A 19,020-nucleotide genomic window follows, 5' to 3' on the forward strand; every position below is an offset into this window, starting at 1 on the left:
ATTTACATAGATTTAATTAGAGTGTGTCAACTCGTCCTAATCTTGTAAAGTGTTGTTTTGCTAATAATAGTACATTTTGTAGTAAAACCGCTGTTGTCACTAAGCCAACTCCTCCCGGAACAGGTGTTAGCCACGACGCTACTTCCATTGCCGAAGAATAATGGACATCACCAACAATGGATCGTACTTTTCTACCATCTTGTATATTTTCTACAAGATTAATACCAACATCAATAACAACAGCCCCTTCTTTTAACATATGGCCGTGAATCAGGTTGGCTTTTCCTGCAGCAACGATAACGACATCAGCTCGTTTTGTATGAAATTCTAAATTTTTTGTTGCTATATGGCAACAGACTGGTGTTGGGGATGCATTCGCTGATTCGAGAAGCATAAGTAGTAGAGGTTGTCCAATAATAGGACTACGCGAAATAACCACAACCTCCTTACCAACAAGATTATATCCTATACTTTTTATAAGTAGCATCACTGCTTTTGGTGTACAAGGGACTATAGACGTGCTACCATAAAATAATTTCCCCATGTTTGTAGGTGAAATACCTTCCACATCTTTTAAATGTGAAATGCTGGCGATTAAATGATTCTTATTTATATGTTTAGGTACAGGAACGAATATTAAAATTCCTGTAACACAGGGGTCGTTATTTAGTTTTTCAATATACTCAATTGCTTCTTCTTCAGAGGTCGAAGCTGGTAACTGAATTAGTTCAAATGAAATCCCCACTGTTTTACAAGCCGATTCTTGGATTTTGGCGTACGATCGTGCTCCACTATCTGAACCTATTAGAAGTGATACGAGTCTAGGAGCAGAAGGAAAGCAGGAAATATCTTTTTTGACTTGATGCATAATATTAGCGGACAAAAATTTACCTTCCAACTGTTTTGCTACCATTCCTTTGTTTCCTTCCATCTACACTCTGAAAAATTTTTAATTGACCTAAGGGAAATTCGTTTTCTGTAGTTTTAAATCGGGTTGTTGACTATTAAAACACTAGGGCGTACCGACATTTATCTTCCTTATAATTTGGGTTATTTTAGAGATAACTTTGTTATTTTTCGGTTAGAGAATAACTTTGCATTTTGAAAGTGTTTTGCTACTTTCTAAAATAACTCATCTATAAAACCTAAATGTCGACACGCCCTAATCGTAATAAGCATCCACCTAAATTTTATAACGAACTCTAATAGTTCAATACCATTAGGAAGTTTCGCGCAGGATACGTTATTGTGCTCCTGCTCTGCGTTTTAGACGCCCTTAGTTTCGATACTACGATCTCGAACAAGTAAACCTCAAAGTATAACTTGAGTTTCCCACATTGCAAGTGAATTTGACAAGTTTTTGTCGTGACAAACTAAACAAAATAAGTTAATATCCTTCACCTTATCTAGGGCGTATCTCTATTTAGATTTTTGCAAAATTCGGGTTATTCTAAACAATAACTTGACACTTTGGAGATGCGTAATATTGTTACATGCTTGAAAAATAACCATGCTAGTATAATAACGAGGGCGTGTCATCATTCAATACAGATAAAAATATAACGGATTCATTTAATGATACGCCAGTAGTATTGAGCCCGAGCCCGTTTGCGAGCCCGCGCCCGAAAACTTTTTGAGAGCGACAGAAAGTGATTTATTGGTTCAATACTAGTTTTTTGCGATGGAAAAAGAAACTTTGCTTCTTTGATAAATTGTTAGTGAAAGTTTCGGAAACAGGCTCGGGCTCGAAAAAACACACAATATTTTGAATGATAACACGCCCTAGTTTCTTAATAGTTTTTTTACTTACAGTTATAGAGTGTATCGACATTTATATAAATGTCAACGCGCCTTAAAAGTGAACTAGCGAATCCACGAGGAGTACAATATGTATTTTTTAGACATTGTTTGGGATGTTCACCCAATTATTTTTCAATTCGGGGCATTGCAAATACGCTACTATGGTCTTTTGTTTGCAGCAGGTATTTTTATTGGTTATTTACACTGGCGGCAACAAATGATGACGCGTTTAGGTTATGAAGAAGATACCGCAGAAGATTTTGTAATGTGGGGTTTTTTTGCTATTTTAATCGGTGCGCGTTTAGGTCATTGCCTGTTCTACGATCCTGAATATTTTTTATCAAACCCCATTGAGATTTTAAAAATTTATAAAGGTGGTCTTGCAAGCCATGGAGCAACCATTGCGCTTATCCTGGTCTTATTCCGTCACCATATTCGTTATAAAATTCCCTTTCGCGATGTTTTAGATTCGTTAACCCTCTCTGCTGGAGCATGCGCAATTACAATTCGCTTAGGTAACTTTATGAATAGTGAACTTGTTGGACGAGTAACAGATTTTTCTTGGGGTATAAAATTTCCAATACACGCAAAAATGATGGGCGTTGAGTTACAAACGCGCCATCCTTCACAGTTATACGAAGTATTTTTGGGTATTATTGTTTATGTTACTCTTTTACTTATAGATCGTCACTATAAAGAAAAGCGTCCTCGTGGTTTATTAATCAGTGTTTTTTTTCTTGTCTATTTTTCAGGACGTTTTATTGTTGAGTATTTTAAAGAATATCAAGTTCTTACATCAGGATTGACAATGGGACAATGGTTGAGTGTGCCTTTTGTTCTCACTGGATTGTACTTATTACTCAATGTAGTTATTCGTCCAGAATATACGGAAAAAAAACTTCTTAAAAATACAACTAACGCCAATGATAATATTAAAAAACAACCAAAGAAAAAATCAAAAAACAAAAAGAAAAAAAGTTAGAACTAAAGTTGATTAGGAATTTTGAAAACGCGGAATCATTCTACAATTGAAAATAGGGGCTAAAACTACTGTATCAAAAAGACGTATAGAGTTTTTTATTTTCTTTGTAAGGAATTGCTTGTTACCGCGACACTTAGTGTGTGTAGGTATTTAAATTTCATATGATATCAACACACTCTACTAAATTTATAGAAAGTTAGGCCATGTCTACGACTTTAGACTTGTATAAAATGTATGAAACTCTCTCAGCAGAAGAACGACAAATTTGGCAATCAGCTCAGAATTTTGTTGAAAAAGAGTTTATGCCCTCTATTAAAGAACACCATCGCAATGCTACTTTTCCAGCAGAAATAATACCAACTTTAGGAAAGTTAGGTTTTCTAGGATCACAGTTGCCTGAAGAATATGGTTGTGCGGGGGTAAATAACCGTTCTTATGGATTAATAATGCAAGAGCTCGAACGTGGTGACAGCAGTTTGCGCAGTGTGGCGAGCGTACAAGGTGCACTTGTGATGTATCCTATCTGGCGTTATGGTTCAGAAGAGCAAAAAAAGCATTGGTTACCGCAATTAGCTTCTGGCCAAAAAATAGGATGTTTCGGCTTAACAGAACCAGATTTCGGCTCTAATCCTTCTGGAATGCTTACCACTGCAAAGCCTCATAAAGATGGTTATTTAATCAATGGTAGTAAAATGTGGATTACAAATGGTAGTATTGCCGATGTTGCGGTAGTGTGGGCTAAACTAGATGGAAAAATACACGGCTTCCTAGTTCCAAAAGAAACACCTGGTTTTACAAGTACAGAAGTAAAAGGTAAATTTTCACTTCGCGCATCCGTGACATCAGAACTGAGTTTTGACGATTGTTTTATCCCCAAAAACAACATATTACCAGAAGGACGAGGGTTAAAAGCACCTTTGTCTTGTTTATCACAAGCAAGATATGGCATTGCTTGGGGGGCAATTGGTTCGGCCTTAGCAACATACCATTGTGCTTTAGAGTATTCACAAACGCGCATACAATTTGGTAAACCAATTGCTAGTTTTCAATTAATACAACAGCAGTTGGTTACTATGGCATCTGATATTACTCATGCACAGTTATTAGCTTTTCGCTTAGCAGAGTTAAAGGACAATGGTGAGTTTCACCCGGTAATGATTTCTTTGGCCAAACGCAATAACGTTAGTATGGCCTTAAACACAGCTCGTAGTGCACGTAACATTCTTGCAGCAAATGGAATTGTTGATGAGTACCCTATTATGCGCCATTTAATGAATCTTGAAACAGTAATCACCTACGAGGGGACTCACGAAATTCACACCTTGATTTTAGGTCAACACCTTACAGGAGTTAGCGCTTTTGAATAAAAGTATCTCCAAACATACATTGGAAAAACTACTTCAATGGTTTTTGCAAGTTCGCGAAGATTATTTTTTTCGCAAACAACGTAATCCTTATCGTGTTTGGGTATCGGAAGTTGTTTTACAACAAACGCGAATACAAGCTGCTTTAGAGCCTCTTGAGCGTTTCTTTTCTCATTTTCCCGATGTAAAATCATTAGCGGATGCAACAGAAGAAAAAGTTGTGTATGAATTTCGCGGTCTTGGTTATTATTCTCGCGCGCGTAACTTACGTAAGGGTGCTATATATATTACGCAGTTTTTTGATGGAAAACTTCCTGAATCATATGACAAACTCCTTCAAATACCATCAATTGGTCCTTATACTGCGGCGGCGATTGCTTCTATTTGCTTTGAATTACCTTATCCTGTTTGCGACGGAAACGTAAAACGAATACTACTTCGCGCAAATAAATGGTCACTCACAACTCGCGATCCAAACGTAGATAGTAAATGCATCAGTCAACTCAAGAAGTTATATAAAGGTCTTCCTGCTGGTAATGTAAACGAAGCGATCATGGAATTGGGGCAAAAAATTTGCACGCGGACAAAACCAAAATGCACTATTTGTCCAATCCAAGATTCATGTAAAGCTTTTGCACAAGGAGTTGTTAACAAATACCCCTTAATTCCTAAAAAAAAGCCCAAGGTAGATGTAAACTGGCACTTGTTTATTGTTGTCCATAATAATAAAGTATTGTTACAAAAATGGAATAATTTTTATTTTCTAAAAAAACAAAAGTCTTTTCCTTCTATTCTCGATTTTCCAACTACCAAAAAACAAGAGTGTTCATGGGAAACTAAAAAGAGGCAAATAAACAAATTTATAAAAAAATATAGCGCGAAACCTTTACCATCATTAAAACACAGTATCACTAAACATCGTATCGTTATATTCCCTTATATTATTTTTAGCTCTTGTTGGGAAGAAGTAAAGAATAGCAATTCTTTAGTATGGGTTTCTGAGCAACAAGCTGAAAAACAGCTTGTTTCATCAGCATTAAGCAAAATTTGGAAGTTATACCAACAATCTGAAATTTTGGAGAGCTCGCATGACAAAAATACTTGATCGCTATGTCATTTTCTCTATGCTCTTATCCTTTTTTATCTGTATGTCTACTATTATGTGTTTTTTCATTGTTGTAGATCTCTTTGACAATTTTGGGCGATTTACAACTTATATTGAGAAGGTCAATGGTGCTGCAAAAGAAATGGGCAACCCACAACAGAGTTTGTTTTGGGTAATGTTAACCCACTACCTCTACTTGTCGCCAATGATTTTATATAATTTTACTCCGATTATCACAGTCATAGCTACAGTATTTACTTTGTTGCGAATGGTACGTAGTAAAGAACTTATAATTTTACAAACAACAAGCATCTCTAATTATCGCATTGCACGACCTTTTGTTATTTTTTCTATACTCATCGCAACATTTTTAGCATGTACTCAAGAGTATATCTTACCATCTATCGCAGATGAAATTATTTCGACAAATAAAATCCGCAAAGGACGACGAATACGTGCTTCTTTTCAATATAAAGATTTGGAAGGAAAAGTATTTTACATAGGAATTGTAAATCCGATGACTCAAAGTATTCATGATATTCGTGTCACTTTATTTCAACAAGAAAAATATGTTGCTAGTAAAGTCATTGAAGCAAAATTGGGTAAGTGGGTAGATAATATTCTTATTTTAAAACATGGAAAAGTTATTAACTACAAAGATAATAGTGAATCGACTATTGGTCAACAAGGATATAAAATAAATACAAATCTTACTTTGTATAAATTACTAACTCCAGATCGAAATTTAGATGTTTTGCATTATGCACAACTTAAAGATTTATACACGTCGCATAAAAACCCCGGAGCGCTGGTTACAATGTACAGCCGCTGGACAACTCCAATTAGTATAATTTTTTTAGTGCTTTTAACAGTTTCACTTATTTTACATAGCGGAATTGAAAATTTTCTAAAAAAAATAATGATATGTATGCTATTTACACTCATTTTTTACTGTATCAATTTGCTATGTTTAAGTTTAGGAAAAAAAGAGCTTCTTACGCCGTTATTTTCAGCTTGTTTTCCCCTTGCCTTACTGGGTTCAGCTGCTATATCAACAATTATAACCGCAAATTGATAGCCTTGTTATGAAATCGTTTGGCAATGGCTACTCTATACTAGAACAATGTATTGTAATCGTGCTTTTTTCTATCCTAGTAAAAAAATAGCAAAATCCCAAATAGATAGTTTTTTGTCATTTATAGACGGATAACCAACACATATACTGTACAACGGTTAAATTCAACGAAAAATCGTCAAGAAAAATTATCAAAACAACCATTTTGTATATTTTTTTTATTTAAAAAATAGTTTCCTTGATTTACCATGCACCTTTATATTATAATTATTATTTGTATTAAAAAGGTGCTACTGCTGCATTTGGTTTTTCCAAGTGAATAAAATAATAAAAACATGTTTCATTCATAAGTAGGATGATAATGATTAATGCGCGCTGGATAGTCCAAAATAACTTAATATCGAAAAGTGATTTGCAATCAATAAAAAACGCTTGCCAAAAATTAAAAGTTTCTTGCGAAGAGGTTTATGTAGTGCCATTTTCAGAAAAGCTACCCCAATTTCCTCAAGATGAAAAAACGAACATTTACTACGGAGCTACTGCATTTATACAAGAAGTTCACAGCCAATTCTCTAATTCACCTGGTATTTTTTTTGATGAAAATCTTTTTTCTGTTGAAACTTGTATGTACCATTGGCAAAAACATATGCTCAATGCAGAAGGCAAGATAACTACTCTTGAAGGGTTTTCTCAAGAAGATCACCAACCTGAGACTCGGTGGTTTATTCGGCCTAATGCAGATGATAAAAGTTTTGCAGGAGAAATTATTTGTTTTTCTGAATTTAAAGAATGGTACAAAAGGCTAATTGAACAAGATCTAGATCCTAACACTAAAATACTTGTAGCCCCTCCTTATTCTATAAAAAAAGAATGGAGAAATTACATTGTTGATGGCACAGTTGTTGCGAGCACACTCTACAGAAAAAACTTTAAGCTCAATATTTCCAACGAGGAATCTCCGCGACAAGTAATAGATTTTATTGAAAAACGTTGCGAAGAATACATGCCGCACAAGCTTTTTGCTTTGGACATTGCACTGTGTGGTGATGAATATTTTATCATAGAATGCAATTGCCTAAACTCAATTGGCTTTTATGGAGCAGATATCTTTACTATCGTGAAATCCATTACTAAGTTTGTAGAATCCTCATCCTTTATAGTGGAGTATCAATGATATCTCATCTGTCTAGTGAATTAAAACAGCAAATGTTAACAGATATGGAAAATTTGTACCACGATTTATCCGAAGAGTTGTCTTTACTTCCTGCTCCATGTACTTCTTGTGGTTTTTGCTGTCATTTCGATGCAGCGAAGCACTTTTTATATGTTTCGACTTTAGAGATGGTATATCTTTTTGATAAATATGAATTAAATTTGCATGTTAAAAATCGAGAAGTTTGTCCTTTCCTAAGTAAAAATATGTGTAGTGTTCGCGATAGAAGAATGCTTGGATGTCGTACTTATTTTCGTTTGCATAACAAACAGCAAACTATCGCATCGGAAGAGATCTATGAACAATATTTAACAAAAATTAAGGAATTGCATAAAAAGTATAGTGTCCAGTGGGAATATCAAGACTGCATGAATATATTCCAAGAACGTTCTAAAGATTTAAATTAATTATGGATGATTATACGCATAGCACAATCAAAAGAAAGTTTGAAGCAATCGTACCTTTTTTAAATGAAAAAGCTATACGTTTGTGGTGTGCTACAGAAGCACAAGCTTACGGTTATGGGGGTATAACTTTAGTTTCGAGAGCAACAAACGTTTCACAAACAACTATTCGTCGTGGTATCAAAGAACTCAAACAAAAAAAAGCCAAGCAAGAAAAAAAAATACGCGAACCTGGCGGTGGGCGCAAAAAAATCACCTCTATAAATCAAATATTAATCAATGATTTGAAGTCTATAATAGATAATGGAAGTAAAGTTATAAATTGGACAGAAAAAAGTGTACAACAAATTACAAATAGCTTGAATTTTAAAGGACACGAGGTTAGCTCTCGAACTATAAATCGGATTTTAAAAAACATTGGCTACCTTGTTCAAAGAAAAGAACAAAATTTTTGTGCACAGTGCAAACATGTTGAGAAAAAAGTTCTTGAGGCGCAAGAAATGCTAATACCTGTTCTTTACCTAGAAGTTACGCAGAAAAATGTTAAAAATGTAACACCGCGTTCTCAAGTGACGGCCAACACTAAACGACTTTTACAAAATATACAATCAAAAAAGGGATATACAGAACTTATTGTCAATGGTTTATATTTGTGGGGAGAACACTACCAGCAACTAGTTCAGAATAGATCACATCTTATGCTCATTACACATGCTAGTTATATCAAACAACAAACTTATTGGTTAGACGCTCTACAAAATTTTGCCAAAAAACAAAATATTTGTTTAAACGTTCATTTGTTAGGTACAGGTATAAAAAAATGGCTTTTGCCCATGCAAAAAATGACTGTACTGTACCCTGAAGTTTGCTACAATAACAAAATGATTCAAGAATCTGTTAGAGTTAACTTTACGCACGAAACAAAGATTGACTCAGCGTTAACTATTATCCACAATAAAAATCGTATTTCATTTACAAAATTATCAAAAAATATTGAGTATAACAGATTTCTTAGTGACTGGAATTACGATGTTATTCACGAGGATGTGAATCTAATTTAAAAATTAGAAAAACCCTAATACTATACAATTTGCAGGAAAAATATAATGGCTAAAAGACGAATTACCGCAAAACCTAAACCAAAACAATCGCAAATAAGGCTCAACTTGTCTTCTGCTTCGGTGGACTATATCAGTGAATTTAGCATTCAGTCCACTTCAGAAGAACTATTTTTTAATTTTGCCGCGTCATTGTTTCCGGGTAATGCACCAAACGAAATTGTACTACCAGTGCATACGAGATTGGCTGTCAATTATAAAAATGCCAAACGTTTTCATGACGTACTTAGCAAAGTACTCAAAAAATACGAGAGACAATATGGAGAAATCGACATTAGTAACATACAACAGGAGCTTCCTATAGAAGAAAAGGAAAAAAACGTTACAACAGCAACGTTGCCTAAAGTTAAACTATGAAAAACAAAAGACGCAAAATAGATATACTCGATACAAGCACTCATAAAATATATAAAAACTTTGAAAGTAGTGTAAATCAAAAATCTTCTGGATCAACGCGAATATCAGAACTAGATGTATTGAAGATACAGCGTAATATCTATAAGGTAATAAAGAGGTACGACGAGCCTCAAGAGTTTTACAATGCATTGTTTTTATTTATTATAAAATTGACGAATGCTCGAGGAGTTGCGCATTTTGTTGCTAAAGACAAAGAGATCGATCTTTCCCACCAAGTAATACTGACTTCTAGCTCTGAAAAATCAAAGCTCATTATCGAAACAATCCAAAATTTAGCAAAAAAAGCTTTGGTATCGGAAGAGGTCGCTATCGAAAAAGTAGATAATTGGGTGGTTTTGGCCGTTCCTATTTTAAGCGAAAAATCCACTAATTCTGGACTTGCTTGTCTTCTAGAAATCGTCGATGCAGATCAGTTGAGTCCATATATTCTTATTTTGCAGTTTATAGCTAGTCATATACCTCTTATAGCTGACCGTAACCAAAAAGATATTCTCCAAACACAAGCAATGCGTTCGTCGAGTTTTGTTGATTTATTAAGAGAAATATCAGCAGATAAGTCTTTCGACAAGGGTATCGATCAACTGTTATCCACTATGAAAAGAGAGTTGGGTTGTGATCGTATTGCTATTGGAACTGTTAGAGGAAAGCGCGCGCGCCTTTTAGCGCTGTCAAACATCGTAAAGTTTGACCGGCGTGCGCGACTTGTTCAGCTTATTGAAAATGCGATGAAGGAAGCTTTACAGCAAGAGAAAACAATCGAACATCCACTTATTAATGACAAAAAGCGAGAAATACAATTAGATATATCACATCAAGCCCTACAACAAGAAACAAAATCAAAAAGCATTGTGACTTCTCTGGTTAAGGATGAGAACAGTTCCTTCGGCGTGTGGTGTTTTTTTTGGGATGAAACCAAACCAAAAAAAGAAGATATATTCTTTGTTGAAGCAGTTGCTCTATATATTACACCTATACTTATTCTTCTAAAGAAAAAGAGTTTTATTGTACGTAGACGCGAAAACTCTCCATGGTTTAAAAAAATAGCATTTGCTACTATTTTTGCGCTTGTTTCGTATTTTGTGCTCATGATGCCTTATCCTCACTACGTGTCGGCATCATGCTCTTTAGAACCTGTCGAAACAAGAACAATTTCAATTCCATTCGATAGTGTAATTCAGAGAGTTAATTATCAAATAGGAGATACTGTAAAAAAAGGCCAAAAATTAATTTTTTTAGATGGTCGCGAAATTCGATTAGAATATTTTGCTGTTAAGGAGCAATTGCAAAGTACACGTAAAACAATGCTACAGCTTTTAGCAGAGAAAAAAATTGCCGAATACCAAGCTGAGATGCTCAAAGCGCAAAAAATAGAAAAACAACTTGAGCTTCTAGAATATCGTTTGGAAAAAATTAATATCTATGCTCCGCAAGATGGAATCATTACTCAGGGTGACCTTGAAAAAGCTACTGGAGTTACAGTGCGTAAAGGTGAACCTATTATGGAAATCGCTCCACTAGACGAATTTTTTGTTAAATTAGAAATCGACGAGTTAGACATGGCATTTGTTCAAAAAAATATGAAAATCGAAATTCAACTATATTCATTTTTTGATAAAAAATGGCAAGCGCAACTTTCTTATATTTCACCAAAAGTAGAAACCTCTGAGCAAAAAAATATTTTTGTGTGTAAAGCAAAAATTTCAAATCCTCAGCAAAAATTACTTCCAGGAATGAGTGGACAAGCAAGAATATATATAAGTGAGAAGCGTGTGTGGTGGGTGTGGTTACATAAACCGATTGCCTGGGCTAAGGCAAAATTGTGGTGGTAAATTGATGGACGAGAATAAAAAAGACGCCGATTTTGCTATTCAAGAGTGGATGAATCTTTATCCAAAGTTGCGAACAGACTTAAAAATCACTTTCCAAAAACAAAAAGGCGAAGTTTACTACGTAATCGAAGATCCTATCAATTCTCGTTATTTTAGAATAGGGCTTTTAGAGTACAAATTCGTTTCATTGTTAAACAGTAAGAACATGCTCTCCGATATTATCATTACTATGGTTCAAGATATGGGAGAGCAATCGTTTGACAATCACGAAGTTTTACAGATTCTTAATTGGCTCAACGATACAGGACTGCTCGAAGAAGGAACTGTCGGTAGTGTAAAAAAAGATGTGTTTGCTGCTGTGAATGAAAAGGCTTCTTTTGTTGTTTTTCCGAAATTTCCACTAGGTAAACCCGACAAAATCATAAACGCTCTTTTTCCTTTTTTTCGTCCTTTGTTAGGAAACGCATTTTTTTTACTGTGGATAATGACAATAATTTGCGGTTGTTACTATATCTTTAGCAGCTGGAAAGAATTTCTATACGGAAGTAATAATATTCTTTCTGTGTATAGTGTTATTTCTTTTGCTGTTATATGGGTTTTCTTAAAACTTATTCACGAACTATGGCACGGTCTTGTTTGCAAGTTATACAACGGGGAAGTACGTGAAGCCGGTATTATGTTGCTTCTTTTTATTCCTCTTGGTTATGTAGATACATCAAGCTCATGGAATTTTTCTTCTAAGTGGAAAAAAATACACGTTTCTATTGCTGGGATGTATATCGAAATTTTTATTGCCGCTATTGCTGCTATTGTTTGGGGAGAAACAAACTCCAAAACGGTACAACAAATATGCTATAACATCATCATCTTGGGTAGCATTACTACATTATTTTTTAACATGAACCCATTGATGCGTTTTGATGGTTACTACGTGTTTATGGATTTAGTGGAAGAGCCTAATTTATACTCGCGTGCGCGCAACTATGTTAGTTATTTGTGTAAACGCTATATATTAGGCGTAAAAGTGACGACGACAAGTGTTGGAATAAAACAGAAACTTTTATTTCTCATCTATGGTTTACTGTGCTTTGTGTGGCGAATACTCATTTATTTCGGTATTTTTCTGGCATCCAGTATTTTGTTAATGGGTGTTGGAATGATTATGGCCTTAGCAGTACTTGCGATGTGGATTCTAATTCCAACAATAAAGATTATACTCTATATGTTTGTTGGTACAAAGACTGAACGTCCAAACCCTTTACGATCTTTAGCTGTGCTAACTGTTCTCTTTATTGGTATTTGGAGTTTGTACAATCAATTTACATGGCAAGAGAAAATTCAATCTCCGGGTGTTGTCGTCTACAAAAACTATGAAATTGTAAGAAATTATTGCCCTGGTTTTATTGAGGAAGTTTATGTCAAAACAAATGATTATGTAAAACAAGGCGACATACTCGTTCGTCTTGAAAATAAAGATAAACGCTTAGCTTTTCAAGAAATAAAATACGATATTGCCATCACTGAAAATTTTATACGCCAAAACCAAAACGACGACACCAAGCGCATTCAAGTACAAGTAGCAAAAGAGAAATTAAAGTTTTTCCACCAAACGTTATCAGAGCAACAAGTACTTGTAAATTCCTTAACAATAAAATCGCCTATTGATGGTTATATTTTGAGTGATAATTTGGTTTCTTTAGCTGGAAAGTTTATGCAAACAGGCGAGGATATTCTCGAAATATTCGATCGCGATAATACTGTTTTTCGAGCTGCTATTCTCGAAGACGATATTGAGCAATATGCAATAAAAAAAGGAATAGATGTTACTGTTTATATAACAGCGTTACAAATTTCTTTTGACGGTAAAGTAACTTATATCAGTCCTCGCGCTGACTACGAAGTTAAGCATCCAGCGATTACTGCACTTGGAGGAGGCGACTTAGTTGTAGAACAGTCTTCTTTGCCTGCGCAAAAGCGAAAACCATATGCAAATTATCGCTTAGCATATCCACATTTTTATTTAGAAGTTACTATTCCACAAAAATATAAACATTTACTGCATAGTGAGCAAACAGGTTATGTGCGTATTTACCGCGAAGAAAAAACTATAGCCGAATTAATATATTACAAAATATACAATAAAATACAAAAATTTTATGCTGAAAATCTTTAAGACAAATAAATTGCATGATAAGGGAATACTAATGATTAAAATTGTTATAAGTTTGTGTTTACTAATAACATCCTGCACTCCTTACTGGGGCAAAGCAGAAAAAATAGATACAATTGTAAATGATCGCAAAGAAATGTTAACAGACTATAGCGCACAAATAGAAAATTTAGAATCCAAACCAAAAGAACAAAAAAAAGAAGTTGAAAAACCACAAATAGACGTTCGAACCATGGAGTGGTTTCAAAATTTGGTGGAGGAATCGAAAGGAAGCAAGAATCCCGTTTCTTTAGAAGACCTTTACCTTACCTCACTGGTAAATTCTAAACAAATTCAAGTATTTGCTGATATCCCTATTATTCGTAAAACAGGTATTCAGGAAGCGGAAGGACGTTTTAATTTAACAGGCTTTGCTGATGGTGGTTATAATCGTGTAAACGAAGCGGTTGGAAACGACCTTAAAATAGGAGACGACAACGTAGATCGTTTCATAGAAGATGAAACCTTTATTGAGTTTGGTTTACGCAAAATATTTATTACTGGAGGAGAGGCGGTTTTAACGCAAAAGCTGTCGCGTTTGCAAAACAATTCGGAATTTTTTGATCCAAGCCCTCAGTCCCTAGCGACTTTGACATTTCGCTTTACTCAACCTCTTTTAAAAGGTGGTGGTGTTACTTACAACGAAAGTGCAATTGTTCTTGCGCAATTAGATACAGAGATAGCGCAAAACGAATTCAAACGCCAACTAGAAGCTCATTTTTTAGAAATTTCCGCCGCATATTGGGATTTATATTTATCAAAAATCAATTTCTTTATGCGCAAAAAAATGATCAATAATATTCAAGCTATTAATACTGAAATGACACAGCGGAGTAATATAGATGCTTTACGCAGTCAAATTTATCACACTGAAGCCGCTATCGCTTTTCACCGTACACAGCTTATCCGTGCAGAAGTAGCAGTACGCAATGCTCAAGATCGTCTTATGTCTTTAGTTAGTTCCCCTAAATTCCGCGAATATGGGATAGAGGAGTTAGCACCTCTTGATCATCCTCTAACAGAGTGGGTAGATGTCGATGTAAAAGAATCTGCCAAATTAGCTCTTAAAAATCGTCCAGAACTAGAACAGGCTTTCTTACAACTTCGCAGCGCGAAAGTACGCCTTAACATGACGAAAAATGAGCTATTACCTATTTTTGATGTTTTTGCCGAAATTGGTCTTAGTGGTATTGCTGATGATGTCGATATTCCCGGAGCATGGGAAGACGAATTTACAGGAGGAGAGCCTGGGTTTCGCGTTGGCTTTCATTTAGAGTTTCCTTTTGCAAATGATACCGCAAGAGCCCGAAAATTGCGTCGTGAGATCGAAAAACGCCAGTTACGTCATCAATTTGAAAGCTCTGTAGAAAGTATTTTACTTGAAATAAAAGTTTCGGTACGAGAAGTAAAATCTGCTTACCAAGAATTCCTTTCTAGCCAAAAAGCTTTTATTGCCGCAAAGAATGAAGTCGAATCTTTACAAAGTCGATTTAAATTTGATACGCTACTTGGAGAAAACCCTGGTGGAGTAAGTGCGTTTTTGCAAATTATGTTACAAGCGCAAAATGTTTATGCTGATTCACAACTAGCACTAGTTAAGAATCTTGTAAACTACAACTTGGCTATTACACGCCTCAAGAAAGCAGAAGGAACCTTCCTATCTTACAAGAACGTTGAAATTAACGAAATAAAAGATGCTGACAACTTACCGATGTTAAGAGCCAGAGTTAAGGCTATCGATGAAGCAACACCTGAGAATTGGAAAAAGTAACTATATGCAGAATCTGGCCTTAACCAATTTACTGTATTCTATTTCTCCCAAGGTAAAAAACTTAACTTCGTTTGAATATAGATTAGTAGAAGAAATTAAACAACAAGAAAAAATTACCGCAAAGCTTGATGACAATGCTTTGCGGCATAGTGTTTTTTATCTCAAGGAATGTATACAAAAAGATAAAATAAGTGACTTGTATCTTCTGGTAAAAGCTTTTTCTTTGACAAGAGAAGCGTCGTGGCGCGCTTTACAAAAAAAACATTACGATGTACAACTTTTGTCTGGTATTGTTCTGGCAAATGGTGGAGTTGCTGAAATGGCAACAGGTGAAGGAAAAACCTTGACTGCAACTCTACCAATTGTACTATGGGCACTACACAATAAAGGTGTGCACGTTGCCACATCAAATCAATATCTTGCCGAGCGCGATTTGGAGTTAATGAAACCAGTCTATGATTTGCTGGGGCTTTCTTCGGCAGTGCTTGGAGAAAAAGATACTCCTCAACAAAAAACAGAACGTTACGCTGCCGATATTACTTATGGCTGCGGTTATACATTTGGTTTTGACTATCTTCGAGATCAGCTAGCGATTATACATCACAAATCCCCTCCTTTAGGAAGTCGTTTTTTCCAGTACCTAAATGGTAATAAAGACTTTGATCATATTCCTCAAATGCAACGTGGTCATCACTTCGCACTCGTTGATGAATTAGATAGTGTTTTGATCGATGAAGCTAGAACCCCTCTTGTTTTAAGTAAAAAAGGTGAAAATAAAAACGCAGAAGTATATTCTTATGCTGATGAAGTTGCTAAGAATTTGGAAGATGAGGTTGATTTTACTGTTGACGACAAAACCAAAAGTCTTGAGCTAACCGAAAGTGGTGTTAACAAAATCACTCAACGTATAAATAGCGAACGCATTAAAGGAATTAAATATCCATGGTCTTTTTACATTCGCCAATCTTTACGTGCACATCATTTATTTCGTAAGGATGTTGACTATGTCATAGAAGACAATAAGGTAATGATTGTCGACTCTTTTAGCGGGCGTAAATTTGCTGATCGTTCGTGGAATCAAGGCTTACATCAAGCTGTGCAAGCAAAAGAGCATGTCGATGTTAGTGAAGAAAACACCACTCTTGGTAAAATAACGCGGCAAAAATATTACCGACGATATACTCATTATTCTGGCATGACAGGGACAGCTACTGGAAGCGAAAAAGAATTATGGGAACTTTACGGTCTAACCGTGACTGCAATTCCAACGCGAAAAACATTGCAACGCAAGATACTTTCTACACGTATTTTCAAAGACAAAAAAGCGAAATTTGCGGCGATTGCTGAACGAATATCTGAAATTATCGAAAGCAAACAACCAGTACTCGTTGGAACAAAAACGATTGAAGATAGTGAGATTGTCGCAAAAATACTAGAGCAAAAAAACATTTCTCATAAAGTTTTAAATGCCAAGCACGATGAAGAAGAAGCAGAAATTGTTGCTGATGCTGGTGTTGCAGGTAGCGTAACAATTGCAACAAATATGGCCGGGCGGGGTACCGATATTCCTTTAGGTGAAGGTGTTGTTGAAAAAGGAGGATTATTTGTTATTGCTGCCGAACGCAATGACTCAACGAGAATTGATCAACAACTTATAGGTCGATGCGCTAGGCAAGGACAACCTGGTACAGCGCAGTTCTTTATTTCTTTTGAAGATGACCTTATATATAATAATTTAGAAAAAGTTCCTATGCCTAATACAAAAGACGGAGAACTAAATTCCAAATACGAGAAAATATTTGATAAAGTTCAACAAAAAGTGGAAACCAAGCACTACTTACAACGTCGCCAAATGCAACGTTACGACAACTGGATTGATGAACTTCTAGTAAAGGTTGGTAAAAAATGAGTTATCGAATCGCTATTGTTTTTTTATTGTGTGCCTGTATTTTCGGTCAAGAAAAAGTAATCGGAACATCGCAACCATTTTTAGAGATAGAGATGGTTCCACTACAACCTGGTATTCTCCAAACCCTTAATGTACAAGAAGGAGATTCCATAAAAAAGGGACAAGTTGTTGCTTTACTTAACAGTAATTTTCTACAACCTTCTCTAGACATTGCAAAAATGAGAGCCCAAAACCAAGGAGAAATTATTGCTGCAAAATCGCAATTAAAATTAGCCAAAAACAAATTGCAAACGATAAAAGAACTACAACGAAGAAATCATGCCAGATCTGCCGAAGTCGAGAAAACACAAGCAGAAGTTTCTCTTGCAGAAGCAAATGTTCGTATCATGACAGAAAAAAACAAAGTGGCAATGCTAGAAGTAAAACAAATTGAATTTCAGATAAAACAACATCAAGTAGAAAGCCCTATAAACGGTGTTGTGCGTAAAATTATAAAGCAAATAGGCGAAAGTATTTCTGGAACACAACCACTTATAGAACTCGTTCAACTTCATAAAATAAAAGTAGAATCTTTTCCGTTTTTTGAACAAATAAAAAATGTTAATCTTGGAGATCAAGTCAAAGTATTGTTTGTTGAGACTAATCAGCGCACTATTGGAAAAGTAATATTCATTGATCCAGTTGTCGATTTTGCAAGTAATACAGTACGCATAGTTATTGAAATTGGCAATAATGAAAAAAAATACCGCAGTGGCTTGAAATGCTGGGTTTATTTACCTGGGAAAATGTAAGTTGCTAAAATAAACATTTTTTCAACTGTACCGATAAACGGAGAAATAGCTTATACTTTGATAATATTTAGTGGTTGTGTACTTAGTTTCTTGGATTATTTGGCTTCATTAGTTTGAATGATAACATGCCCTAATACTTTCGCATTTTTGTTAACTTTTCTTGTGCTTTGGTAGAAAGACCATATTGAACCAACTCTTGTTGTGAAAGTTTGTCTCCATGTTGCCCTAAATATCCATTGAGTCGGGCTGCCACTGTAGAATTCACAAAGTCGGAAAAATTAGGATAATATTCTCGGAGTTCTTTTGTCAGGAATCGTCGTTGTTGTAACCAGTATTTTTGATGATAGTCTTCTGCGAGATAAAATTCTCCTACAGGAAGAATCCCTGTTTGAATTGTCCCGCCTTTGGCAAATCCTTTGCTCGTTGTCTGTGCTTGTTCTTGTTGTTGTTTATTGTGGTAAAAAACAGCTGACATATACTGACGCGACCATGACGGCCTACATGGGTTGTGGCTTTTCCAAAAAATATTTAGTAAATCTTCGTAAGAAATATGTTTAGGATCGTAGTCAACCTGAAATGCTTCTGTATGATCTCCCATTTGATTGTATGTAGGAGACTTTGTTGTTCCACCACAATATCCAACGCGGGTGCGATAAACGCCTTTGATGCTACCAAACTGGGCATCTGGTCCCCAAAATCAGCCTAAGGCAAAAGTTGCAGTGTGTAATGTTGTCGGTATCTTTATATCTAGTGGTGGTTTATTTTGCGAAGTTTTTTTGCTTGTAGAAAACACTCTTTTCCCTTTCTTTGAAACTGTTTGGAAATCTTTGTCTATTGTTTGTACAGTATTTGCTTTCGCGTTATCACAACTTAGTAAAAAAATAATACAAATTGCTAATAGAATACTTTTAAAAGACATATTTTCTCCTTATGTTGATATCAACTATGAAATAATATTACCCATTTAGTCTCAAAAAAAAGCATTTCCTTACAAATTTCTAAAAAAAACCGCAGTACTACGTACAACTTTACC

General features: G+C 35.2%; 15 protein-coding genes and 1 pseudogene. 13 read left to right on the forward strand and 3 right to left on the reverse strand.

The window, feature by feature from the left end; all coding sequences use genetic code 11:
• Positions 1–16 precede the first annotated feature (16 nt).
• Positions 17–931 (reverse strand): bifunctional 5,10-methylenetetrahydrofolate dehydrogenase/5,10-methenyltetrahydrofolate cyclohydrolase, encoded by a 915-nt coding sequence (locus tag UABHE_RS23205; protein WP_372365679.1) that lies wholly within the window; start codon positions 929–931, stop codon positions 17–19.
• A gap of 957 nt (positions 932–1,888) precedes the next feature.
• Here UABHE_RS23205 and lgt point away from each other — a divergent pair.
• The 13 genes from lgt to UABHE_RS23270 all read left to right on the forward strand — a co-directional run bounded on the left by lgt (position 1,889) and on the right by UABHE_RS23270 (position 17,987).
• Complete coding sequence (gene lgt / locus UABHE_RS23210; protein WP_372365680.1) at positions 1,889–2,782, forward strand: prolipoprotein diacylglyceryl transferase; 894 nt, start codon at positions 1,889–1,891, stop codon at positions 2,780–2,782.
• Between the two features lie 203 nt (positions 2,783–2,985).
• On the forward strand, positions 2,986–4,149 hold the full coding sequence (locus UABHE_RS23215) for an acyl-CoA dehydrogenase family protein (RefSeq protein ID WP_372365681.1): 1,164 nt from the start codon (positions 2,986–2,988) through the stop codon (positions 4,147–4,149).
• Positions 4,142–5,251, forward strand: a complete 1,110-nt coding sequence (locus tag UABHE_RS23220) for an A/G-specific adenine glycosylase (protein ID WP_372365682.1) — start codon at positions 4,142–4,144, stop codon at positions 5,249–5,251. Before UABHE_RS23215 ends, UABHE_RS23220 begins: the two co-directional genes overlap by 8 nt.
• Complete coding sequence (locus UABHE_RS23225; RefSeq protein ID WP_372365683.1) at positions 5,235–6,326, forward strand: LptF/LptG family permease; 1,092 nt, start codon at positions 5,235–5,237, stop codon at positions 6,324–6,326. The genes UABHE_RS23220 and UABHE_RS23225 overlap by 17 nt, the downstream gene beginning before the upstream one ends.
• Positions 6,327–6,687: 361 nt before the next feature.
• Positions 6,688–7,500 carry an ATP-grasp domain-containing protein gene (locus tag UABHE_RS23230; protein ID WP_372365684.1) on the forward strand — a complete coding sequence of 271 codons (813 nt, stop codon included), beginning with the start codon at positions 6,688–6,690 and terminating at the stop codon, positions 7,498–7,500.
• On the forward strand, positions 7,497–7,946 hold the full coding sequence (locus UABHE_RS23235) for a YkgJ family cysteine cluster protein (protein WP_372365685.1): 450 nt from the start codon (positions 7,497–7,499) through the stop codon (positions 7,944–7,946). The genes UABHE_RS23230 and UABHE_RS23235 overlap by 4 nt, the downstream gene beginning before the upstream one ends.
• Positions 7,947–7,948: 2 nt before the next feature.
• Positions 7,949–9,004 (forward strand): hypothetical protein, encoded by a 1,056-nt coding sequence (locus UABHE_RS23240; RefSeq protein ID WP_372365686.1) that lies wholly within the window; start codon positions 7,949–7,951, stop codon positions 9,002–9,004.
• Positions 9,005–9,049: 45 nt separating this feature from the next.
• Positions 9,050–9,418, forward strand: a complete 369-nt coding sequence (locus tag UABHE_RS23245; protein ID WP_372365687.1) for a DUF3467 domain-containing protein — start codon at positions 9,050–9,052, stop codon at positions 9,416–9,418.
• Positions 9,415–11,307 carry an efflux RND transporter periplasmic adaptor subunit gene (locus tag UABHE_RS23250; RefSeq protein WP_372365688.1) on the forward strand — a complete coding sequence of 631 codons (1,893 nt, stop codon included), beginning with the start codon at positions 9,415–9,417 and terminating at the stop codon, positions 11,305–11,307. Before UABHE_RS23245 ends, UABHE_RS23250 begins: the two co-directional genes overlap by 4 nt.
• 4 nt (positions 11,308–11,311) lie before the next feature.
• On the forward strand, positions 11,312–13,480 hold the full coding sequence (locus tag UABHE_RS23255; RefSeq protein ID WP_372365689.1) for an efflux RND transporter periplasmic adaptor subunit: 2,169 nt from the start codon (positions 11,312–11,314) through the stop codon (positions 13,478–13,480).
• Between the two features lie 31 nt (positions 13,481–13,511).
• Positions 13,512–15,287: a TolC family protein gene (locus UABHE_RS23260; protein ID WP_372365690.1), complete on the forward strand. Its 1,776-nt coding sequence runs from the start codon at positions 13,512–13,514 to the stop codon at positions 15,285–15,287.
• 4 nt (positions 15,288–15,291) lie between these two features.
• A complete protein-coding gene (locus UABHE_RS23265) occupies positions 15,292–17,196 on the forward strand; it encodes a helicase-related protein (RefSeq protein WP_372365691.1) in 1,905 nt (634 codons plus the stop codon).
• Entirely contained in the window at positions 17,193–17,987 is a 795-nt protein-coding gene (locus UABHE_RS23270) for an efflux RND transporter periplasmic adaptor subunit (RefSeq protein WP_372365692.1), read from the forward strand. The genes UABHE_RS23265 and UABHE_RS23270 overlap by 4 nt, the downstream gene beginning before the upstream one ends.
• A 130-nt stretch (positions 17,988–18,117) precedes the next feature.
• Here the strand turns inward: UABHE_RS23270 and UABHE_RS23275 are convergent.
• Positions 18,118–18,672 (reverse strand): annotated as a pseudogene (locus UABHE_RS23275) (peptide-methionine (S)-S-oxide reductase MsrA); the annotation flags it as partial.
• A gap of 12 nt (positions 18,673–18,684) precedes the next feature.
• Positions 18,685–18,906: a hypothetical protein gene (locus UABHE_RS23280; RefSeq protein ID WP_372365693.1), complete on the reverse strand. Its 222-nt coding sequence runs from the start codon at positions 18,904–18,906 to the stop codon at positions 18,685–18,687.
• Between the last annotated feature and the right edge of the window lie 114 nt (positions 18,907–19,020).

The sequence above is a fragment of the Candidatus Uabimicrobium helgolandensis genome (assembly GCF_041508025.1).
GTDB lineage: Bacteria > Planctomycetota > Uabimicrobiia > Uabimicrobiales > Uabimicrobiaceae > Uabimicrobium > Uabimicrobium helgolandensis.